This is a genomic window from Methanobacterium alcaliphilum (assembly GCF_023227715.1).
Taxonomy (GTDB): domain Archaea; phylum Methanobacteriota; class Methanobacteria; order Methanobacteriales; family Methanobacteriaceae; genus Methanobacterium_E; species Methanobacterium_E alcaliphilum.
In genome coordinates this window covers 1-15,486 of record NZ_JALKIF010000011.1, presented here as the reverse complement: position 1 = coordinate 15,486, position 15,486 = coordinate 1, and the positions used below count along the sequence as shown (strand labels likewise).

The following is a 15,486-nucleotide window of genomic DNA, read 5'->3' as shown; positions in this document are numbered from 1 at the left end:
GTTAAAAAAATATTCTAATTTTTAACTATTTTACTGTATTTCAAGAAACCTATATTTTAGACAAATGTGCTGCAATCTAAGAGTATGGTTTTTATACATTTTATAAGAAAACCCTAAAAATCTTCTTTTAAAAGGTTTTTAACATCTTTTTTTATATTTGTAATTGCATCATCAAGGAGAGAGTGACCTAATATTGGATCTAACATCAAACCTTTTGATTCTACAAGTTTAGCACCCTTATCTATTCCTTCATCTAACTCACGTGCCTCGTGAAAACCGCACATCCCCACTTCCGGATATTTTTTAAAATCACAGCTTTCACTTATATACCTGGGATCCAGTATCCCCAGGATGGAACCCATGGATAGTTCTCCAGAACCGGCATGAGGGCCCTCAATTTCCACTATTTTGTTGTTAAAAACTATCTCCATATCCAGTTCTTCTTTAAGATCATCAAGATAATCTTTAACAGGTACATTGCCGCCGTGTCCATTTACTATCACTACTTTATCAATATCTAAACATTTTTTTGCTGAAATTAATGTGGGTTTCAATCGGTGTTCTACCAATTCTTTTACAGAGATGTGCTTTCCATGTTTAATATAATCAAATTCAGTAGCAGCATATAATACTCCTAAAAATTTGGCTCCTGTTTGAAAAGAAGATTCTAAAGCTAAATATGATGCAATTTTTGCGTCAGTGTCAATAGGGAGTGCAGGGCCATGGTTTTCTAAATGAGAACCTAAAGCTAGTATTCCTATACTATGGACTTCAGGAGAAATTACATTTCCTGCACCGTAACGTAGTTCTACCATTCAATCACTCTTTTTGTTGATTTAAGCATCTAAATCCCAGATTTTATCTCCAATATGATGGATTGTTTTAGCTGCTTTTCCTTTATCATTTTCAACCATTTCACTACCAGAGATAACACTTATTCCAATAGCTAATGGTTTGCGATGAGTTTCATCCATGATTACTACAGTATCTCCTTCTTTTATTCCAGGATCTGCATCAACCACTCCCGGACTCATAACATCTGCACCATTTGCCATGAATTTAACAGCACCCATATCCACCACCACATAATTAGATGATAATTTCAGAGTTAAGGCACCTTTTAATGTAGGGAATGGTTTATCATTTATTAACATAATAGCAGGGATTCCATCTACGAGGATGATATCGTGAGGATCCACTTCCAGCATCTCCACCTTAGCATTGGATGGGATTAAAACAGAGTAACTACCTAATTCATTTAATATTTTTTTAAGCTTCTTTTTCTGGAGAAAATATCTTTTTTTAATCTTCAACTAAAACACCTGATAAATAAATAATAAAAAATTCATAATTTCTTCATTCTACTTCCATTTCATGGTTATAACTATTATCCTAATTGATAATTAATTATTTCTAATCTTTTGTGTGTGTGGGTTTTTTTTATAAAGTAAAAATTATTTCTAATCTTTTGTGTGTGGGTTTTTTTTTATAAAGTAAAAATTATTTCTAATCTTGTGTGGGGAGTGTTTGTTTTATAAAATATATTTTCAAATAATATAATAATGGGAAATAGGCATATTTAGTAAAAATTACTCAGGTGTAATAAATGAAAAACCATATTCAAAATCTTTTTTCTGAGCGAATTGGCGGGCCAGGATTTGGCAAAGAAGATGTAATTTACAAGTTTGAAAAAATTAAAAGAGCCAAACAAAAGGCTAAACTTAGGTATCCTGATATGGAACTCATTGACATGGGTGTAGGGGAACCTGATGAAATGGCAGATAATACAGTAGTTGATACATTATGTAGAGAGACAAAGCGCCATGAAAACAGGGGATATGCAGATAATGGCATTCAAGAACTAAAAAACCAGGTACCATTATACATGGATAATGTTTTTGGAGTAAAGAATCTGGATGGTGAAAATGAAGTAATTCATGCCATGGGATCCAAACCTGCTCTAGCTTACATTACAGCCGTATTTATAAATCCGGGGGATGTAACTTTAATGACCACCCCGGGTTATCCAGTAACTGCAACCCATACTCAGTGGTATGGCGGTGATGTGGAATCATTACCTTTAATTGAAGAAAATAATTTCTTGCCTGATTTAGACGGCATTGCTCCTGATATTCAACAAAAAGCTAAACTAATTTATTTAAATTATCCTAATAACCCCACCGGTGCCCAGGCAACTAAAAAATTTTATAGAGAAGTAATTGATTTTGCATTTGAAAATGAGGTGGTTGTTGTTCAGGATGCAGCATACGCTGCTTTAACTTACGGAGAAAAACCACTTTCTTTTCTTTCAATTAAAGATGCAAAAAATGTTGGGGTGGAAATTCACAGCTTTTCAAAAGCATATAATATGACTGGCTGGAGATTAGCATTTGTTGCAGGAAATGAACTTGTAGTTAAAGGATTTGCAACAGTTAAAGATAATTTTGACAGTGGACAGTTCATACCCATCCAAAAAGCAGGAATAAACTGCTTAAAACATCCAGAAATCACTGAGAAAACCAGAACCAAATACGAGAGAAGACTCACCAAGATGGTTGATATATTAAAAGAGGCTGGATTTAAGGCAAAGATGCCTGGAGGTACATTTTATCTTTATATAAAAACACCCGAGGCAACTAAAGATGGTGTTAAATTCAACAGTGCTGAAGAATTTTCCCAGTTTTTAATAAAAGAAAAATTGATTTCCACAGTTCCCTGGGATGATGCCGGAAGTTATGTGCGTATGGCGGCATGCTTCGAAGCTTTTAAAGATGGTGAATTATCCATTGAAGAAGAAGATAGGATATTAAATGAGATTAAAACAAGACTTACTGATGTGGAATTCATATTTTAATGTTTCATATCCTATTTTTTATTATTTAACAAATATCATTAGAAAAATTATAAATGTCACTATTATTAGGCCATTACTGATTTTTGAATATAATTTTTCCTTATCATTTTTTGAGATTAAAACATCATAATATCCGCTGATTATTAAATTCACAGCTATTAAACTGGTTAAGATATAGAACACTGTTTGGTTTACATCATGTGCATTAAAATAATTCAATATTATGGTCACACTTAAAACAATGATAGCAACTACCATATATGTCCTGTAATTTTCAATCTTTTCTATTTTAAATATTCCTGATGTGATAGATAATATCCCTGCTTCTAAGATTAAAGGGTTTAAAATATAAGTAAATGAATCTCCCCAGTTTAAAAAGTAAATTAACACGAAAAAGAATCCGGTAAATAATGAATTACCTGCTCTTTTAAATCCTTCATGGCTCTGGATATATTTTTTATAAAGAATAATTCCCAGGTAAACTAGAAAAAAGAATATGAAAATTATCATTATCCCTAAAAAAGTTGCAAAAAAGTTGCTGGAATTATTCACCATCATTCTTTCTCCTTGTGATATTATCATTAATGTATTTTGAGTTTTAAATAAAAGGGCTTGTTATCTGTTTATCAATTAAATATTAAAAAATCCACCTAAATATAATAAATAATATTAATAAATTAAAAGCTTAAATAGTGTATTTTATATAGATAAATTAATAAAGTCAATTTTAAGTAATTGATGTTTAAGTTTAAGTTAATTTATGGATTATACTAAATAGTAACATCTGGTTCTGATAAAAAGTTAATGTTAGAGTTCCAACTTCAACTCTGGAATTCATTAAACCTTTTTATTTAGATAACGTTACATTTAAATATAAATCCAGCCAACATTGAAGGTATAGGATAGGTGATAATTATGAATGCACAAAAAGTGAATGTACAAAGACCACTTGATGCATTAGGTAAATCATTAAACTCCCCTGTATTAATCAAACTCAAAGGTGAGCGTGAATTCAGAGGGATTTTAAAAAGTTTCGACTTACATATGAACTTAGTGTTAAATGATGCTGAAGAATTAGAGAAAGGTGAAATTACTAGACGATTGGGCACGGTTCTTATCCGTGGAGATAACATAGTATATATATCTCCCTGATCTAATGGAATATTAACATATATTAATTAAGATTAGTTATTTTTTCAACTAATCACATACTATTTTAATGTAATTTAATTCCATTAGAATAATTATTCACATCTTTTTTTAGGAGGATTAAATAATGAAAGGTACACCATCATTTGGTAAGAGAAATAAAAAAACCCACATACGCTGTAGACGTTGTGGACGAAATGCTTATCATGTTCGCAAAAAAATTTGTGCTTCCTGCGGCTTTGGAAAATCCAAGCGAATAAGAAGTTACAACTGGCAGAACAAGAAGGTAACTACAGGTATAAGGTTGAAATAGATGGATAATAAAAGCCCTATTGATGTTAGAATAATAGTAGAAGGTGCTTCTGACGTGGAAAGTGTTTCCCGAGCCATGCAGGACGTGGCTTTAGGGGCTGAATACCACATCACCATTTCTTCTATAATTCCCACAACCAGTCTAGACATAGCCCGTAGGGCTGTGGATGGTGCGGATGTGGTTTTAATTGCCACAGATGTGGATGCTCCAGGTAGAGAGCTAGCTGAAAAATTTCAAGACGCATTAAAAGATCAAGTAGGGCATTTGGAGCGAATGAAGTTTCCTTATGGCCATGATGTGGAATACATCGATCCGCTTTTAATAAAGGATGAAATTAAAAATGCTATCATTAGGGCAGGATTGTCATCTATAACTAATATTAAACATTTTAGAGAATTGGAAACGGAAATGGACGATGCGAATGATAAGATAAGGCAGTTTTCTTTGGAAAACCAGGACTTATTATCTGAAAATCATAACCTTGCTGAGAAACTGGAAGAATTATCCAACCTTAATCAAAAGCTACAAAGCGAGCTTGAAAAAGTTGAGGGCGAATCCAGTAGTCTTAAAAAAGAATACAGTCGGTTAGAATCTCAGTATTCTCATATCCATAAAAGAAATTTATTAGAAGTTTTTTCTATTAAAAAGCTTTGGAGAGAAGCTTTTGATGATATTTTAAAAGATGAAGATCAAATTATTTTTGCTACTAATCAATTTAAACCTGATAACATTGTCGTTGGACAGGGTTATATAAGTGCCCGGTCAAAAGAAGAAGCCCTTGAATGGCTAAAAGTTATAAAAACGGCATTAATTTTCATAGATCCAGATAAATCTGAAGAAAATAAAGAGGATTTAGAGGAAGAAGATAACTTAGATAATAGATTCCAGAATATATGGGATTAATCTTAGTCTATCATTTTTATTTACTATTTGGTTAATTGGGAGAATCCAAATTGTGTGGTATTGTAGGTATATATTCTCATAATCAATCTAAAAACATCGCATCCCATATTTACTATGGGCTTTATGCTTTACAGCATAGAGGTCAGGAATCTGCAGGTATAGCAACTAATGATGGTTGCAACTTAAATACATTCCATGGTATGGGATTAGTATGTGATGTATTTAATAATGGAAAAATTGATGGATTGAATGGTAACGTGGGTATCGGCCATGTTAGATATTCAACCACCGGAAAATCACAATTAGAAAATTCACAACCTTTTTTCAGTGAATTCCAGGGAGGAAATATTGCTATTGCTCATAATGGTGATATTGTAAATTCTATGGAACTGCGACAGGAACTGAAAGCAGAAGGCCATCACTTCAGATCAACAACTGATTCTGAAGTCATTTGCCATATGTTGAGCAAGGAATACATCAAACAGAAGAACATGGTTGAATCTATAAAAAGCGTATCCCGTCAATTAATTGGTTCGTATTCTATTGTTATATTAGTTAACAGCGATTTATATGTTGTTAGAGATCCAATTGGTATAAAACCATTAGTATTAGGGGAAAAAGGCGATCTGAAAATGGTTGCCTCTGAAAGTGTTGCTTTTGATGTAATTGGTGCAAAATATACGCGCGATGTAAAACCTGGTGAAATACTACTTTTAAATGATAAAATAACCAGTTATAATATGGAAAGGACAGGTAAACTTCCAAGAGCTCACTGCATGTTTGAATATGTTTATTTTGCAAGGCCTGATAGCATTTTAGATAGGCGTAATGTTTACAATGTGCGGTTAAATATTGGTAAGGCCCTTTATGAAGAATTCCCGGCTAAAGCTGATGTAGTAATGCCAGTTCCAGACTCTGCTATTACTGCTGCTATTGGGTATTCGCGGGTTTCAGGACTCCCTTATGGGGAAGGCTTAATAAAAAACCGTTACATTGGCCGAACATTTATCATGCCTACTCAGGAAGAGAGGGAATCATCAGTCCGGCTGAAAATGAATCCTATAAAATCGGAACTGGAAGGTAAAAGTATAGTTCTGGTGGATGATAGTATTGTCCGGGGAACCACCTCTAAATCTTTGATTGAAGTTTTAAGGGAAACTGGTGTTAAGGAAGTCCACCTTAGGGTAGGATGTCCCCCAATTATCTCACCATGTTACTATGGTATTGCAATGGCCACTAAAAAAGAGCTTATTGCAGCTAATAAATCTGTAGAACAAATTAAAAACGATTTAGGTGTGGATTCACTGGGTTATTTAAGTATTGATTCTCTTAAAAAGTGTATAGGTATTGATGAAGATAAATTATGTATGGGATGTCTTAATGGCAAGTACCCTACTAATCTTCCTAAAAACATAGAAGAATATGAATCATGCAGGTGTTAATTTATTATTTTTCCTTTTTTTGGGGTGAATAAATGGTGGAATTGTTATCCCCGGCACGTGATTTTCCTTCATTAAGTGCTGCTTTAGAAAATGGTGCAGATTCAGTTTATGTGGGAATTGAAGGATGCAACATGAGGGCTAATGTTTCAAATTTCACACTTGAAACCTTAAAAGATGCAGTAACACAGTGCCATAAACAGGATAAGAAGATCTACGTCTGCACTAATACTATAATGAAAAATAAAGACATAACTTATTTTAAAAAGATTTTACCTATTCTCCATGACCTTGATGTTGATGCTCTGATTATCTCAGATTTGGGTGCCCTAAAACTTGCTATTGATAAAGGGATTGATGTCCATATGAGTATTCAATCCAATATATCTAATGTGGAATCATTGAATCTCCTGGAAGAATTAGGAGTAAAAAGGGTAGTTTTATCCCGGGAATTATCCCTTTTTGAGATAAAAGAGATTCGTGAAAACACAAAACTAGAAATTGAAACTTTTATACACGGGGCCATGTGTGTAGCTGTCTCTGGGCGCTGTTTTTTAAGTTCCTATCTTTATAATAAAAGTGCTAACTGTGGTGAGTGTCTACAACCCTGCCGGAAAAAATGGAAACTTGAATCCGGTGAAGGTGAATTTTTATTGGACCAAAGAGAAAATGGGGGCTATTTTATGTCTCCAAAAGATATGTGTATGATAAAACACGTTCCTGAACTTATAGATGCGGGTATTGATGCTTTTAAAATTGAAGGCAGGGCTAGACCTGCGGATTATGTTGCCACTGTGACAAAAGTGTATAATGAAGCCATTACTTCCTATGAAAAAGGAGGAAGGGAATTTAATCAACAATGGATGGAAGAATTAAAAAAAGTCTTTAACAGGGGCTTTGACACTGGATTTTATTTTAAAACTCCCTATAAAACCAGCACATATAATGAAGCAACCCACATAAAAAAGGACATCGGATCTGTGGTTAATTACTATAAAAATGTTTCTGCTGCAGAAATTAAATTATGGGACGACCTATTAATTAATGATGAGATCATTATTCAGGGAAATAAAACAGGATCTGTAATTCAGCTTGTTGAATCAATGCAAATTGAAGGTGAAGATATTTCAAAAGCCAAAAAAGGTCAAAATGTTGGTTTAAAGGTTACAGATAGAGTAAGGCCTAATGATATTGTTTATAAAAGAATTAAGAAAATTTAAGATTGTTACAATTCTTCATCTAGAATTCCATCGGTGATTATACCTACAAATATTGGTCCCAGGATGCTGGAAATACCGAGGCTATAATTCACATATATTTGCCTTTTATTGGAGATTGAAAATCTCACCTACAACAATGAATGGTAGTGTTAATAGAATACCACCACCAATCCCTTGGATTCCTCTAAATAATATTAATTCAAACATAGTGCTTGAAAAACCACACAAAATTGAGGATATAATGAATATAACTATTTTTATGATAAGTATTCTTTTTGCACCCATAGAATATCGGACAATTTATCCAATTCCGTCTCAGAAATGTTATCACAGCCTAATTTAGTTAAAGTTTATAATAGCTATAAAATTGAACTATTAATTTTATTTTTTTTAAGACAAAAAAGATTACTATAAAAACAGATATAACATTAGTAATTCTTTATAATCTAAATAATTTGATTGATTAATCTAAGATAATGGGAGTTGATGTGATGATAAAGATTCAGGATGCTATGCAAAAAGATGTAATTTCATTTAGTAAAGTCACTAAAATAGGGGATGCTGCTAAAATTTTAAGAGAAAATAAAATTAGTGGAGCACCAGTACTGGATGAAGATGAAAATTTAATAGGTATTGTCAGTGAAGGAGACATTATGCGCCTTTTAGAAGTCCACTCCCCTAAATTGAATCTTATTCTACCTGCTCCTTTAGATCTAATTGAACTACCTCTTCGTATGAAGCATGAATACGATGAAATCGCAGAAGGAATGACCAAAGCGGCACTGATTTTAGTGGAAGAGATTATGACTCGAAAATTAATTACCATTACTCCTGAAAAATCCATATCTGATGCTGCGGAGTTAATGGATAAACATGATGTTAAGAGGCTTCCTGTGGTTGATGAGAAAAAATTAATAGGCATAATTACCCGTGGAGATTTAATTGGCGCTATGGTGAAGTCTAATGAGTAATGTTAAAAAAATCGCAGTTTATGGTAAAGGCGGTATTGGAAAATCAACCACGGTATCCAATATTGCCGCAGCATATTCTAAAAACCATAAAGTTCTGGTAATTGGATGCGACCCTAAAGCAGATACTACCCGAACATTATATGGGTCCCGTCTCCCAACTGTCCTCAATGTATTAAAGGAAAAACGCAGTGCCCAAGTGGAAGATGTGGTCTTTGAGGGCTATAATAATGTAATGTGTGTTGAAAGTGGAGGCCCTGAACCTGGAGTAGGGTGTGCTGGAAGAGGGGTTATTGTGGCCATGAACCTTCTAGAAAAACTGGAAGTTTTCAGTGAAGATCTGGATGTGGTAATATACGATGTCCTGGGCGATGTGGTGTGCGGAGGTTTTGCAGTACCACTTAGAGAAGATTTTGCTGATGAAGTATATATTGTAACTTCAGGGGAATACATGGCTCTTTATGCAGCAAATAATATATGTAAAGGCATAAAAAAGCTCAAAGGCAACCTTGGAGGTATCATCTGCAACTGCAAGGGTATTAACCGAGAAGAGGAAATAGTTAATAAATTTGCCCAGAAGGTTGGATCGAAAGTAATAGGGATTATTCCCCGAAGTGAACTGGTTCAAAAAAGTGAAATAGAAGCAAAAACCGTTATTGAAAAATATCCCGACTCGAAGCAAGCAGGATTCTATGAAAAACTTGCTAAAGACGTTTTTCATAATAATGAATTCACAGTTCCCCAACCTATGGATATTGAGGAATTTGAAGAGTTTTTCCGACAGTTTCACTGAGATTTTTTTAGATGTTGCATATGATCTTTAATTAATCATTCCATTTCACACTTTCACAAAAATAGCAGGGGGTAGAAATATGGATCGATTAGTATTTTTATCAGCAGTTCATGGGATATTAGGAATCATAATAACAGTTATGGGTATTATGGGTTTATTTGGCCTTCTAAATATGGGGTATGAACCTGCCTGGCATGCAATTATTAAGATTCTGGTGGGTATCTCTATAATTGGTGTGGGGATATATTTTACAAAACTCTATATTTCCAGTAAAAATGCATAGGTGATATTATGATTAATTATAATTTATTATCAGCAGCTCATTTCATTTTAGGAATTATATTTCTGATTATGGGTATTTGGGCACTCACTCCGAGTGAATGGGCCGGTGAACCAATTTGGCATGCCTATTTAAAAATAATTTTGGGGCTGGTAATTATTGCTGCAGGATATAAACTGTACAAAAATTCAAGATAAATTAATATTCCCTACCTTCAAGTTCTTTCCAGACTCAATAAAAACTCTAAATTATTTGATTCAATATTTAATTTGTTAAATGCCTGTTTAGTGTATTTTAATGCCTCAGAATATTCTTTAAAATAAATTAGATGTGAACTGCATTTACAATCAGAACAACCAAAATTTACAATCCCCTTACCTTTTTCTAAAATATTTGATGCCAGGTTACATTCTATTTTTTCATCTCCAATTGAAAAGAGTACTTCTCTTATCTGGGTATCATTATGGGTTAGAAAATAATCAATATGCCAGTGCACTTTTTTTTTAGAGGAAAGATGTCTTTTCACCCGACTTTCCAGGGAATTTAAAGCAGACCCAACATATATGTAAAACCCTTTTTTTAAATCTAATTTACCTATACAGCCTACTTTAAGATTGGTTCGATTATTTAGTTCTATAATTAAACAGTAAGTTCCTTTCATTTTATTTGATCCTTTTTGTACAATTTAATTTAAACAATAGATCTTTTTTAATATTATTAATTGTCGTGTGGATTATTATATTAACTTAATATTTGAAATAGAGTTCGCAAAATTTATATGATTAAGAATATTATATAAGTATAGTTTCTGCAGGGCCGTTTATTACCGTGGGGGTGATTAACTGGCAATTGCAAGATGTTTACTATGGGAAATAAGTAATCAATAGTGTTCCTATTATTATAGGGCTTGGGGAGAGTTCTATAGGGAACATAAAGTCCTGCATTCTTCTTTAGAAGTTGTGGTACTCTTTGCAGGATATTTAGGCAATTATTAAAATGTTCTTTTTAACCCTGCAGAAACGAAACGATAAACATTATATTTTTAAATTTTAATTAAAATAAATGTGATATTATGCGTTATTCTTTTCATGCTCAAGGGCACCCTAATGTAACATCTGCCCATAAAACAACCTTTGAAGTGACCATGGATCCAGAAATTGGTGAAGCTGCTGATTGCATAATTGGTGTTTCATCAGAAAAATCCATGCTTAATTTTCCAGAAGAATTTAAAAAAGCTATTGCAAAAAATAATTCGTCCATCCGGGTTGTTTTAACCACTAAGAATGCTTATGATGAGATTAAAGGCACTGGAAATGTTTCTTTAAGCCTGGATCATCCAACGGATATTGTTTGCAGAAAAAGTGATTATGTCTGCAGCAGAACATTAATGATAAAATCAGATAAGGCCGCCTGTGATTTAAACCCCCTATTAATTGAAGATTTAAGTAAGGGGGAGAAGTTAAATGTCGATATAATTGTAGAATAATCTTTTGTTTTTAAAATAAATTTATAATTTATTATAATAATGGTGCGGGGGACGGGACTTGAACCCGCGAAGGGACTCACCCACTAGGCCCTCAACCTAGCGCCTTTGACCGCTCGACCACCCCCGCCTTTGAAAAAAAAGTTTTGAGTGGAAGTATACCATCATTTCTTATTCACTATATTTATACTTTGCCCTTGGTATGATTTTTAATAGGAATTGAGTATTCTAAATTATTTTTGTGCATCATTTTAGGAGTCTATGAAATTATATTCATTTTTATTATAACTTGCTGTTATTGCATTGTATTTAATTACAATGCTATTATCTGGATTATTGTTGGGCCAATCCTAAATTTTCTAGATTTAATAAAACTATATTTTAGTTAATTTTATATATCATGATTAATAATGTTAAATTGTTTATCATGAAATTAATTTAGTTTACCGGTGGTTATCTTGTTAAGAATGAAAGAAATATACGAACTCCCTAAAGAAGAAGATGGATTTAGAATATTAATTGACGAATCTTGGCCTAAAGACTTATCCCAAGAAGAAGTTAAGGTAGATTTATGGTTTAAAGAAATGACATCTGGTGGGTATGAGGATCAATTATCTGAAAATGGTTTTGAAACATATCTGAATGAACCCGGCAATGAAAATGATTTAGTAAAAATTATTAGGGATATTGAAAAAAAGAAAGGAACGGTCACATTTGTATACTCAACAATTGAGAGCATAAAACGACTGCAAGTTAACTGCTGCAATTAATCTTTCACTTTTTAGGTTAATACATGTACCATTTATTCAATTTTAACTTGCTTAACCATTGATTTCATTTTTTCTTTTTGAAAGTATATATGTCATTTTGATAATAGTTATCCCCATGAGTATAATTTAAAATAATGGTTGATTAAATGAAAGCTGTCACTGAAACTAAGGATGGGATACTTGTAAATATTGATGTAACTCCCAATGCTTCAAAATTTGCCATCTCAGGATATAACTCCTGGAGGGAGAGGATAGAAATTCGAATCACTGCCTTACCCCAAAAAGGAAAGGCCAACAAAGAAATCATAAAAGAAATCTCTAAACTCACGGGAAAAGAAGTAGAATTAGTTTCTGGACAAAAAAGCCATCAAAAAACATTAAAAATATATGATATATTACAGGTTGAATTTTTAGAAGTAATAAATTCATTTTTATAGTGAAAATTTTATTTTAACTGCTCTCTTGTTGACTAATTTGGAAATCAAAACTCTTTAAATAGGAATAGTAAAATTTATAATGTAATATTAATATATATAAAAAGTAACATATTTGTTTATATTGATGGTGTTTAAATCAATTATGTATTTTAAAAACCGGTAATATAATTCATTTTTAAGTTGAATAACTTTATATAGTACCGGCTCTATATTATATGTCAGTTGAATACTGTTAATATTCATTTAATATCATTTACATCAATTGGAGGGGAAATATGATTTCGACGGTAACTACAACGACTACTACTGTTACTACAACGGAAGTTATGGCCTACAGTATTATTGCGGTAGTGGCGTTAATTGGCTTTTTAGCCCTAAAAGAAATATTGAGCTCGGAAACAGAAAAGAATTTAAAAATAAATAAATTTGTCAGTGGGTCGAATGTAGCAATAGTACCTCTTTTATTAGTATTTGGTGCTGTAGTTACTTATAAGGTTCTAACAATCGTCTAGGGTGATAATATGCAACGAAATGTATTAATCGGAATTATTATCGCAGTCATCCTGATTGTTGGTGTTGGAGCTTATGTATTAACTTCTAATACAAGTCCTAGTGTAGCTGCTTCTGAAACCAGTACTAAGTTTGCGTTATACAATACAGGTCCTACCTGGGCAGCTCTTGATTTAACAATGGTAAACGTTACCATGAAAGATGGCACACAAAAAGACTTACATGCCCAAGTGTTTTTAAAACCAGTAAATGGTCAAGTTGTTATTGACTTAAGTGAGTTACTAGGATATGGAACTGACAGATTACCTGCAGGTACTTCTATTCGAATATTATCCTGGAAAGGATTAGTTAATGAAACAGTACCGGGATCTAATCAGGACTTAAATCTTGACTTCCAGGGTTGGTCAAACACTCTTAATCCACAAACCAGCGATCAAAAGTACAATGTCTTCTTTGCAGACCTACCTGTATATCAATTACCTAGTGGAATAACTGACGACACCATCAAATGGGGTACCGTTGAAGAAATTGCTGACTTAAACTTGGATAGTACTGAACCAGTATTTGAAGAGGAAATTCTAACAGTAAACGAAGATGGTACGGTGAGTATAGTATTCACACAACCACCGACACTCTGTACGGTAATAGCTCATATATTCTAAAATTTTTCTTCTTTTTTTTAACTTTTTTTAACTGATTAGTGATTTAAATGCAAAAAAAATACTTAGCTCTAGTTATAGTAATATTAAGTATCTGTGGTCTAGCTGTTTTTGAATATTCAACCAGCAGCATCGAAGGATATCTATTTGACCAAATCCCCTACAATTACACAGGTCATGTTTGGATCCCTCCAACTTCTTCTGATGCAGGCTCTATTTCTGGTTATTATAATATAAATGGTCAGGGAAGAGACTTCAATTTTAAGATAATGGTGCCGGAACAATTTGATTTGCATGAAATCAATGGAACGAAAATTGACCTTGATGAAAATGGACTATCTGGTAAGGGAAAGTTATATACCATCCAGATTACTCCAACCACAATTTCTGCACTACTTTCTAAAGATCTAAAAACAGCAATGTTCGGTACTAAACTTAATGGAACTTACACTATGGAATGTGCCGCCTGGACCGGTGGAGGTAATTTTACCAATGATGGGCAAAAATTTTCAGGAACTTTTTATATCATTGGTCTTCTAACTGATTGGGAAGGAAACTTCACATTATCTCAGGAGAATAGTAGAATTAAAATACTTTCCAGTTATATATATTACCCTCATGGTGACAAGAGTCCTGGAAAAATTAAAAAAGTTGAAAACAATACATTTTTCATGTAATCTTAGTTAAGGTGACGAAATGAAAGCAGTGATACCAGCCGCGGGTTTAGGGACTCGATTCCTACCTGCAACCAAAGCACAACCAAAAGAAATGCTACCTGTCTTTGACAAACCAACCATACAATATGTGGTGGAAGAAGCAGTAGCTTCAGGGATTGATGATATATTAATCATAACCGGTAAAGGAAAACGTTCTATTGAAGATCATTTTGATCGTTCATTTGAATTGGAATATCATTTAAGAGAGAATGGGAAAACTGATTTTTTAGAACAGATAGAATCAATCTCAGAACTAGCAGATATTTATTTTGTACGCCAAAAGAAACAAAAAGGACTGGGAGATGCCATATATTGCTCAAGGAAACATATTGACGGTGAACCATTTGCCGTACTTTTAGGGGACACCATCACCAGATCAAAGATTCCCTGCACTAAAACATTGATGGAAGTGCATGAAAAGTATGGGGCATCTGCCCTAGCAGTGGAAACGGTTCCTGATGAAAAGATTGAGCGATATGGTATAATCAAAGGTAAAGAAGTCAGTCCATCCACCTATTTAATTGAAGACATGGTTGAAAAACCATCCTCTGAAGTTGCACCATCTAATATGGCTATCATGGGTAGATATGTTCTGGAAAGTGAAATTTTTGATCATATTGAAAGCATACCTCCTGGATTTGGAGGAGAAATCCAACTAACTGATGCCATGCGGCTTCTGGACAATATATATGGCTGTGTTTTTGATGGGAAAACTTTTGATATTGGGAATAAAGTAGAATGGTTAAAAACATCCATTGAATTTGCTTTTGAAGATCCTGAAGCTCGCCGCGATCTCGTAGAATATATGAGAGAAATTTTAGATTAATTCCAATTTTTTTTTATAAATTTTCCCTTAAACAAAATCCACTCATCATTCTATTTTTATTTTTTGAAAAATAGGGGTTGTAAAGTTATTGGGGGTTGATATTTTTCCCGTGTTTTTGTGTCCAGTTTTGCATTTTGCGTCGTAGGTAGTTGATTGTTCCGTGTAT

22 protein-coding genes and 1 tRNA gene are annotated in these 15,486 nt (G+C 33.2%); 17 read left to right on the top strand and 6 right to left on the bottom strand.

Features of this window, described 5'->3' with window-relative positions; translation table 11 throughout:
- Positions 1–113: 113 nt before the first annotated feature.
- Complete coding sequence (gene arfB, locus MXE27_RS08710) at positions 114–815, bottom strand: 2-amino-5-formylamino-6-ribosylaminopyrimidin-4(3H)-one 5'-monophosphate deformylase (protein ID WP_248612038.1); 702 nt, start codon at positions 813–815, stop codon at positions 114–116.
- Between the two features lie 21 nt (positions 816–836).
- On the bottom strand, positions 837–1,313 hold the full coding sequence (locus MXE27_RS08705; protein ID WP_248612037.1) for a DUF1947 domain-containing protein: 477 nt from the start codon (positions 1,311–1,313) through the stop codon (positions 837–839).
- A gap of 293 nt (positions 1,314–1,606) precedes the next feature.
- Here MXE27_RS08705 and MXE27_RS08700 point away from each other — a divergent pair, with 293 nt between their 5' ends.
- Entirely contained in the window at positions 1,607–2,854 is a 1,248-nt protein-coding gene (locus tag MXE27_RS08700; RefSeq protein ID WP_248612036.1) for an LL-diaminopimelate aminotransferase, read from the top strand.
- Positions 2,855–2,875: 21 nt separating this feature from the next.
- On the opposite strand, the gene MXE27_RS08695 is transcribed toward MXE27_RS08700, so the two are convergent.
- Positions 2,876–3,412, bottom strand: a complete 537-nt coding sequence (locus MXE27_RS08695; protein ID WP_248612035.1) for a hypothetical protein — start codon at positions 3,410–3,412, stop codon at positions 2,876–2,878.
- Positions 3,413–3,769: 357 nt separating this feature from the next.
- Between MXE27_RS08695 and MXE27_RS08690 the strand changes: the two genes are divergently transcribed.
- The 5 genes from MXE27_RS08690 to MXE27_RS08670 all read left to right on the top strand — a co-directional run bounded on the left by MXE27_RS08690 (position 3,770) and on the right by MXE27_RS08670 (position 7,878).
- Entirely contained in the window at positions 3,770–4,006 is a 237-nt protein-coding gene (locus MXE27_RS08690) for an LSm family protein (RefSeq protein WP_248612034.1), read from the top strand.
- A 124-nt stretch (positions 4,007–4,130) separates the two neighbouring features.
- On the top strand, positions 4,131–4,316 hold the full coding sequence (locus tag MXE27_RS08685; protein WP_248612033.1) for a 50S ribosomal protein L37e: 186 nt from the start codon (positions 4,131–4,133) through the stop codon (positions 4,314–4,316).
- Entirely contained in the window at positions 4,317–5,219 is a 903-nt protein-coding gene (locus MXE27_RS08680; protein ID WP_248612032.1) for a toprim domain-containing protein, read from the top strand.
- Between the two features lie 50 nt (positions 5,220–5,269).
- Positions 5,270–6,661, top strand: a complete 1,392-nt coding sequence (purF, locus tag MXE27_RS08675; protein ID WP_248612031.1) for an amidophosphoribosyltransferase — start codon at positions 5,270–5,272, stop codon at positions 6,659–6,661.
- A gap of 32 nt (positions 6,662–6,693) precedes the next feature.
- Positions 6,694–7,878 (top strand): peptidase U32 family protein, encoded by a 1,185-nt coding sequence (locus MXE27_RS08670; RefSeq protein WP_248612030.1) that lies wholly within the window; start codon positions 6,694–6,696, stop codon positions 7,876–7,878.
- Positions 7,879–7,983: 105 nt separating this feature from the next.
- Here the strand turns inward: MXE27_RS08670 and MXE27_RS08665 are convergent, their stop codons facing one another.
- Positions 7,984–8,163 carry a hypothetical protein gene (locus tag MXE27_RS08665; protein ID WP_248612029.1) on the bottom strand — a complete coding sequence of 60 codons (180 nt, stop codon included), beginning with the start codon at positions 8,161–8,163 and terminating at the stop codon, positions 7,984–7,986.
- 206 nt (positions 8,164–8,369) lie between these two features.
- Here MXE27_RS08665 and MXE27_RS08660 point away from each other — a divergent pair, with 206 nt between their 5' ends.
- The 4 genes from MXE27_RS08660 (at position 8,370) to MXE27_RS08645 (ending at position 10,116) form a co-directional block, all read left to right on the top strand.
- Complete coding sequence (locus MXE27_RS08660; protein WP_248612028.1) at positions 8,370–8,849, top strand: CBS domain-containing protein; 480 nt, start codon at positions 8,370–8,372, stop codon at positions 8,847–8,849.
- A complete protein-coding gene (gene cfbC / locus MXE27_RS08655; RefSeq protein WP_248612027.1) occupies positions 8,842–9,639 on the top strand; it encodes a Ni-sirohydrochlorin a,c-diamide reductive cyclase ATP-dependent reductase subunit in 798 nt (265 codons plus the stop codon). Before MXE27_RS08660 ends, cfbC begins: the two co-directional genes overlap by 8 nt.
- Positions 9,640–9,718: 79 nt before the next feature.
- The gene (locus MXE27_RS08650; protein WP_248612026.1) at positions 9,719–9,922 is read left to right on the top strand and encodes a hypothetical protein; all 204 of its coding nucleotides are present in this window, start codon (positions 9,719–9,721) and stop codon (positions 9,920–9,922) included.
- A gap of 8 nt (positions 9,923–9,930) precedes the next feature.
- Entirely contained in the window at positions 9,931–10,116 is a 186-nt protein-coding gene (locus MXE27_RS08645; protein ID WP_248612025.1) for a hypothetical protein, read from the top strand.
- Positions 10,117–10,133: 17 nt separating this feature from the next.
- Here MXE27_RS08645 and MXE27_RS08640 read toward each other — a convergent pair whose 3' ends face one another.
- Positions 10,134–10,580, bottom strand: a complete 447-nt coding sequence (locus MXE27_RS08640) for a GIY-YIG nuclease family protein (RefSeq protein WP_248612024.1) — start codon at positions 10,578–10,580, stop codon at positions 10,134–10,136.
- A gap of 411 nt (positions 10,581–10,991) precedes the next feature.
- On the opposite strand from MXE27_RS08640, the gene MXE27_RS08635 reads away from it, so the two are divergent.
- The gene (locus MXE27_RS08635; protein WP_248612023.1) at positions 10,992–11,405 is read left to right on the top strand and encodes a DUF371 domain-containing protein; all 414 of its coding nucleotides are present in this window, start codon (positions 10,992–10,994) and stop codon (positions 11,403–11,405) included.
- A 40-nt stretch (positions 11,406–11,445) separates the two neighbouring features.
- On the opposite strand, the gene MXE27_RS08630 is transcribed toward MXE27_RS08635, so the two are convergent.
- Positions 11,446–11,532: transfer RNA gene (locus MXE27_RS08630), tRNA-Leu, on the bottom strand.
- A 337-nt stretch (positions 11,533–11,869) separates the two neighbouring features.
- Here MXE27_RS08630 and MXE27_RS08625 point away from each other — a divergent pair.
- The 6 genes from MXE27_RS08625 (at position 11,870) to galU (ending at position 15,320) form a co-directional block, all read left to right on the top strand.
- Complete coding sequence (locus MXE27_RS08625) at positions 11,870–12,172, top strand: DUF488 family protein, N3 subclade (protein ID WP_248612136.1); 303 nt, start codon at positions 11,870–11,872, stop codon at positions 12,170–12,172.
- Between the two features lie 146 nt (positions 12,173–12,318).
- On the top strand, positions 12,319–12,609 hold the full coding sequence (locus MXE27_RS08620; RefSeq protein ID WP_248612022.1) for a DUF167 family protein: 291 nt from the start codon (positions 12,319–12,321) through the stop codon (positions 12,607–12,609).
- A gap of 275 nt (positions 12,610–12,884) precedes the next feature.
- Positions 12,885–13,121 (top strand): hypothetical protein, encoded by a 237-nt coding sequence (locus MXE27_RS08615; protein WP_248612021.1) that lies wholly within the window; start codon positions 12,885–12,887, stop codon positions 13,119–13,121.
- A gap of 9 nt (positions 13,122–13,130) precedes the next feature.
- Positions 13,131–13,781, top strand: coding sequence for a hypothetical protein (locus MXE27_RS08610; RefSeq protein ID WP_248612020.1), 651 nt, complete (start codon positions 13,131–13,133; stop codon positions 13,779–13,781).
- A 47-nt stretch (positions 13,782–13,828) separates the two neighbouring features.
- Positions 13,829–14,455 carry a hypothetical protein gene (locus tag MXE27_RS08605; protein ID WP_248612019.1) on the top strand — a complete coding sequence of 209 codons (627 nt, stop codon included), beginning with the start codon at positions 13,829–13,831 and terminating at the stop codon, positions 14,453–14,455.
- Between the two features lie 19 nt (positions 14,456–14,474).
- On the top strand, positions 14,475–15,320 hold the full coding sequence (gene galU / locus MXE27_RS08600) for a UTP--glucose-1-phosphate uridylyltransferase GalU (RefSeq protein ID WP_248612018.1): 846 nt from the start codon (positions 14,475–14,477) through the stop codon (positions 15,318–15,320).
- Positions 15,321–15,486: the final 166 nt, after the last annotated feature.

What these genes read in the sequence shown, in the direction of transcription:
- arfB (WP_248612038.1), bottom strand. Translation starts at nt 815, where the DNA reads ATGGTAGAACTACGTTACGGTGCAGGAAATGTAATTTCTCCTGAAGTC.
- MXE27_RS08700 (WP_248612036.1), top strand. Translation starts at nt 1,607, where the DNA reads ATGAAAAACCATATTCAAAATCTTTTTTCTGAGCGAATTGGCGGGCCA.
- MXE27_RS08695 (WP_248612035.1), bottom strand. Translation starts at nt 3,412, where the DNA reads ATGATGGTGAATAATTCCAGCAACTTTTTTGCAACTTTTTTAGGGATA.
- MXE27_RS08690 (WP_248612034.1), top strand. Translation starts at nt 3,770, where the DNA reads ATGAATGCACAAAAAGTGAATGTACAAAGACCACTTGATGCATTAGGT.
- MXE27_RS08685 (WP_248612033.1), top strand. Translation starts at nt 4,131, where the DNA reads ATGAAAGGTACACCATCATTTGGTAAGAGAAATAAAAAAACCCACATA.
- MXE27_RS08680 (WP_248612032.1), top strand. Translation starts at nt 4,317, where the DNA reads ATGGATAATAAAAGCCCTATTGATGTTAGAATAATAGTAGAAGGTGCT.
- MXE27_RS08670 (WP_248612030.1), top strand. Translation starts at nt 6,694, where the DNA reads ATGGTGGAATTGTTATCCCCGGCACGTGATTTTCCTTCATTAAGTGCT.
- MXE27_RS08665 (WP_248612029.1), bottom strand. Translation starts at nt 8,163, where the DNA reads ATGGGTGCAAAAAGAATACTTATCATAAAAATAGTTATATTCATTATA.
- MXE27_RS08660 (WP_248612028.1), top strand. Translation starts at nt 8,370, where the DNA reads ATGATAAAGATTCAGGATGCTATGCAAAAAGATGTAATTTCATTTAGT.
- cfbC (WP_248612027.1), top strand. Translation starts at nt 8,842, where the DNA reads ATGAGTAATGTTAAAAAAATCGCAGTTTATGGTAAAGGCGGTATTGGA.
- MXE27_RS08650 (WP_248612026.1), top strand. Translation starts at nt 9,719, where the DNA reads ATGGATCGATTAGTATTTTTATCAGCAGTTCATGGGATATTAGGAATC.
- MXE27_RS08645 (WP_248612025.1), top strand. Translation starts at nt 9,931, where the DNA reads ATGATTAATTATAATTTATTATCAGCAGCTCATTTCATTTTAGGAATT.
- MXE27_RS08640 (WP_248612024.1), bottom strand. Translation starts at nt 10,580, where the DNA reads ATGAAAGGAACTTACTGTTTAATTATAGAACTAAATAATCGAACCAAT.
- MXE27_RS08635 (WP_248612023.1), top strand. Translation starts at nt 10,992, where the DNA reads ATGCGTTATTCTTTTCATGCTCAAGGGCACCCTAATGTAACATCTGCC.
- MXE27_RS08625 (WP_248612136.1), top strand. Translation starts at nt 11,870, where the DNA reads ATGAAAGAAATATACGAACTCCCTAAAGAAGAAGATGGATTTAGAATA.
- MXE27_RS08620 (WP_248612022.1), top strand. Translation starts at nt 12,319, where the DNA reads ATGAAAGCTGTCACTGAAACTAAGGATGGGATACTTGTAAATATTGAT.
- MXE27_RS08615 (WP_248612021.1), top strand. Translation starts at nt 12,885, where the DNA reads ATGATTTCGACGGTAACTACAACGACTACTACTGTTACTACAACGGAA.
- MXE27_RS08610 (WP_248612020.1), top strand. Translation starts at nt 13,131, where the DNA reads ATGCAACGAAATGTATTAATCGGAATTATTATCGCAGTCATCCTGATT.
- MXE27_RS08605 (WP_248612019.1), top strand. Translation starts at nt 13,829, where the DNA reads ATGCAAAAAAAATACTTAGCTCTAGTTATAGTAATATTAAGTATCTGT.
- galU (WP_248612018.1), top strand. Translation starts at nt 14,475, where the DNA reads ATGAAAGCAGTGATACCAGCCGCGGGTTTAGGGACTCGATTCCTACCT.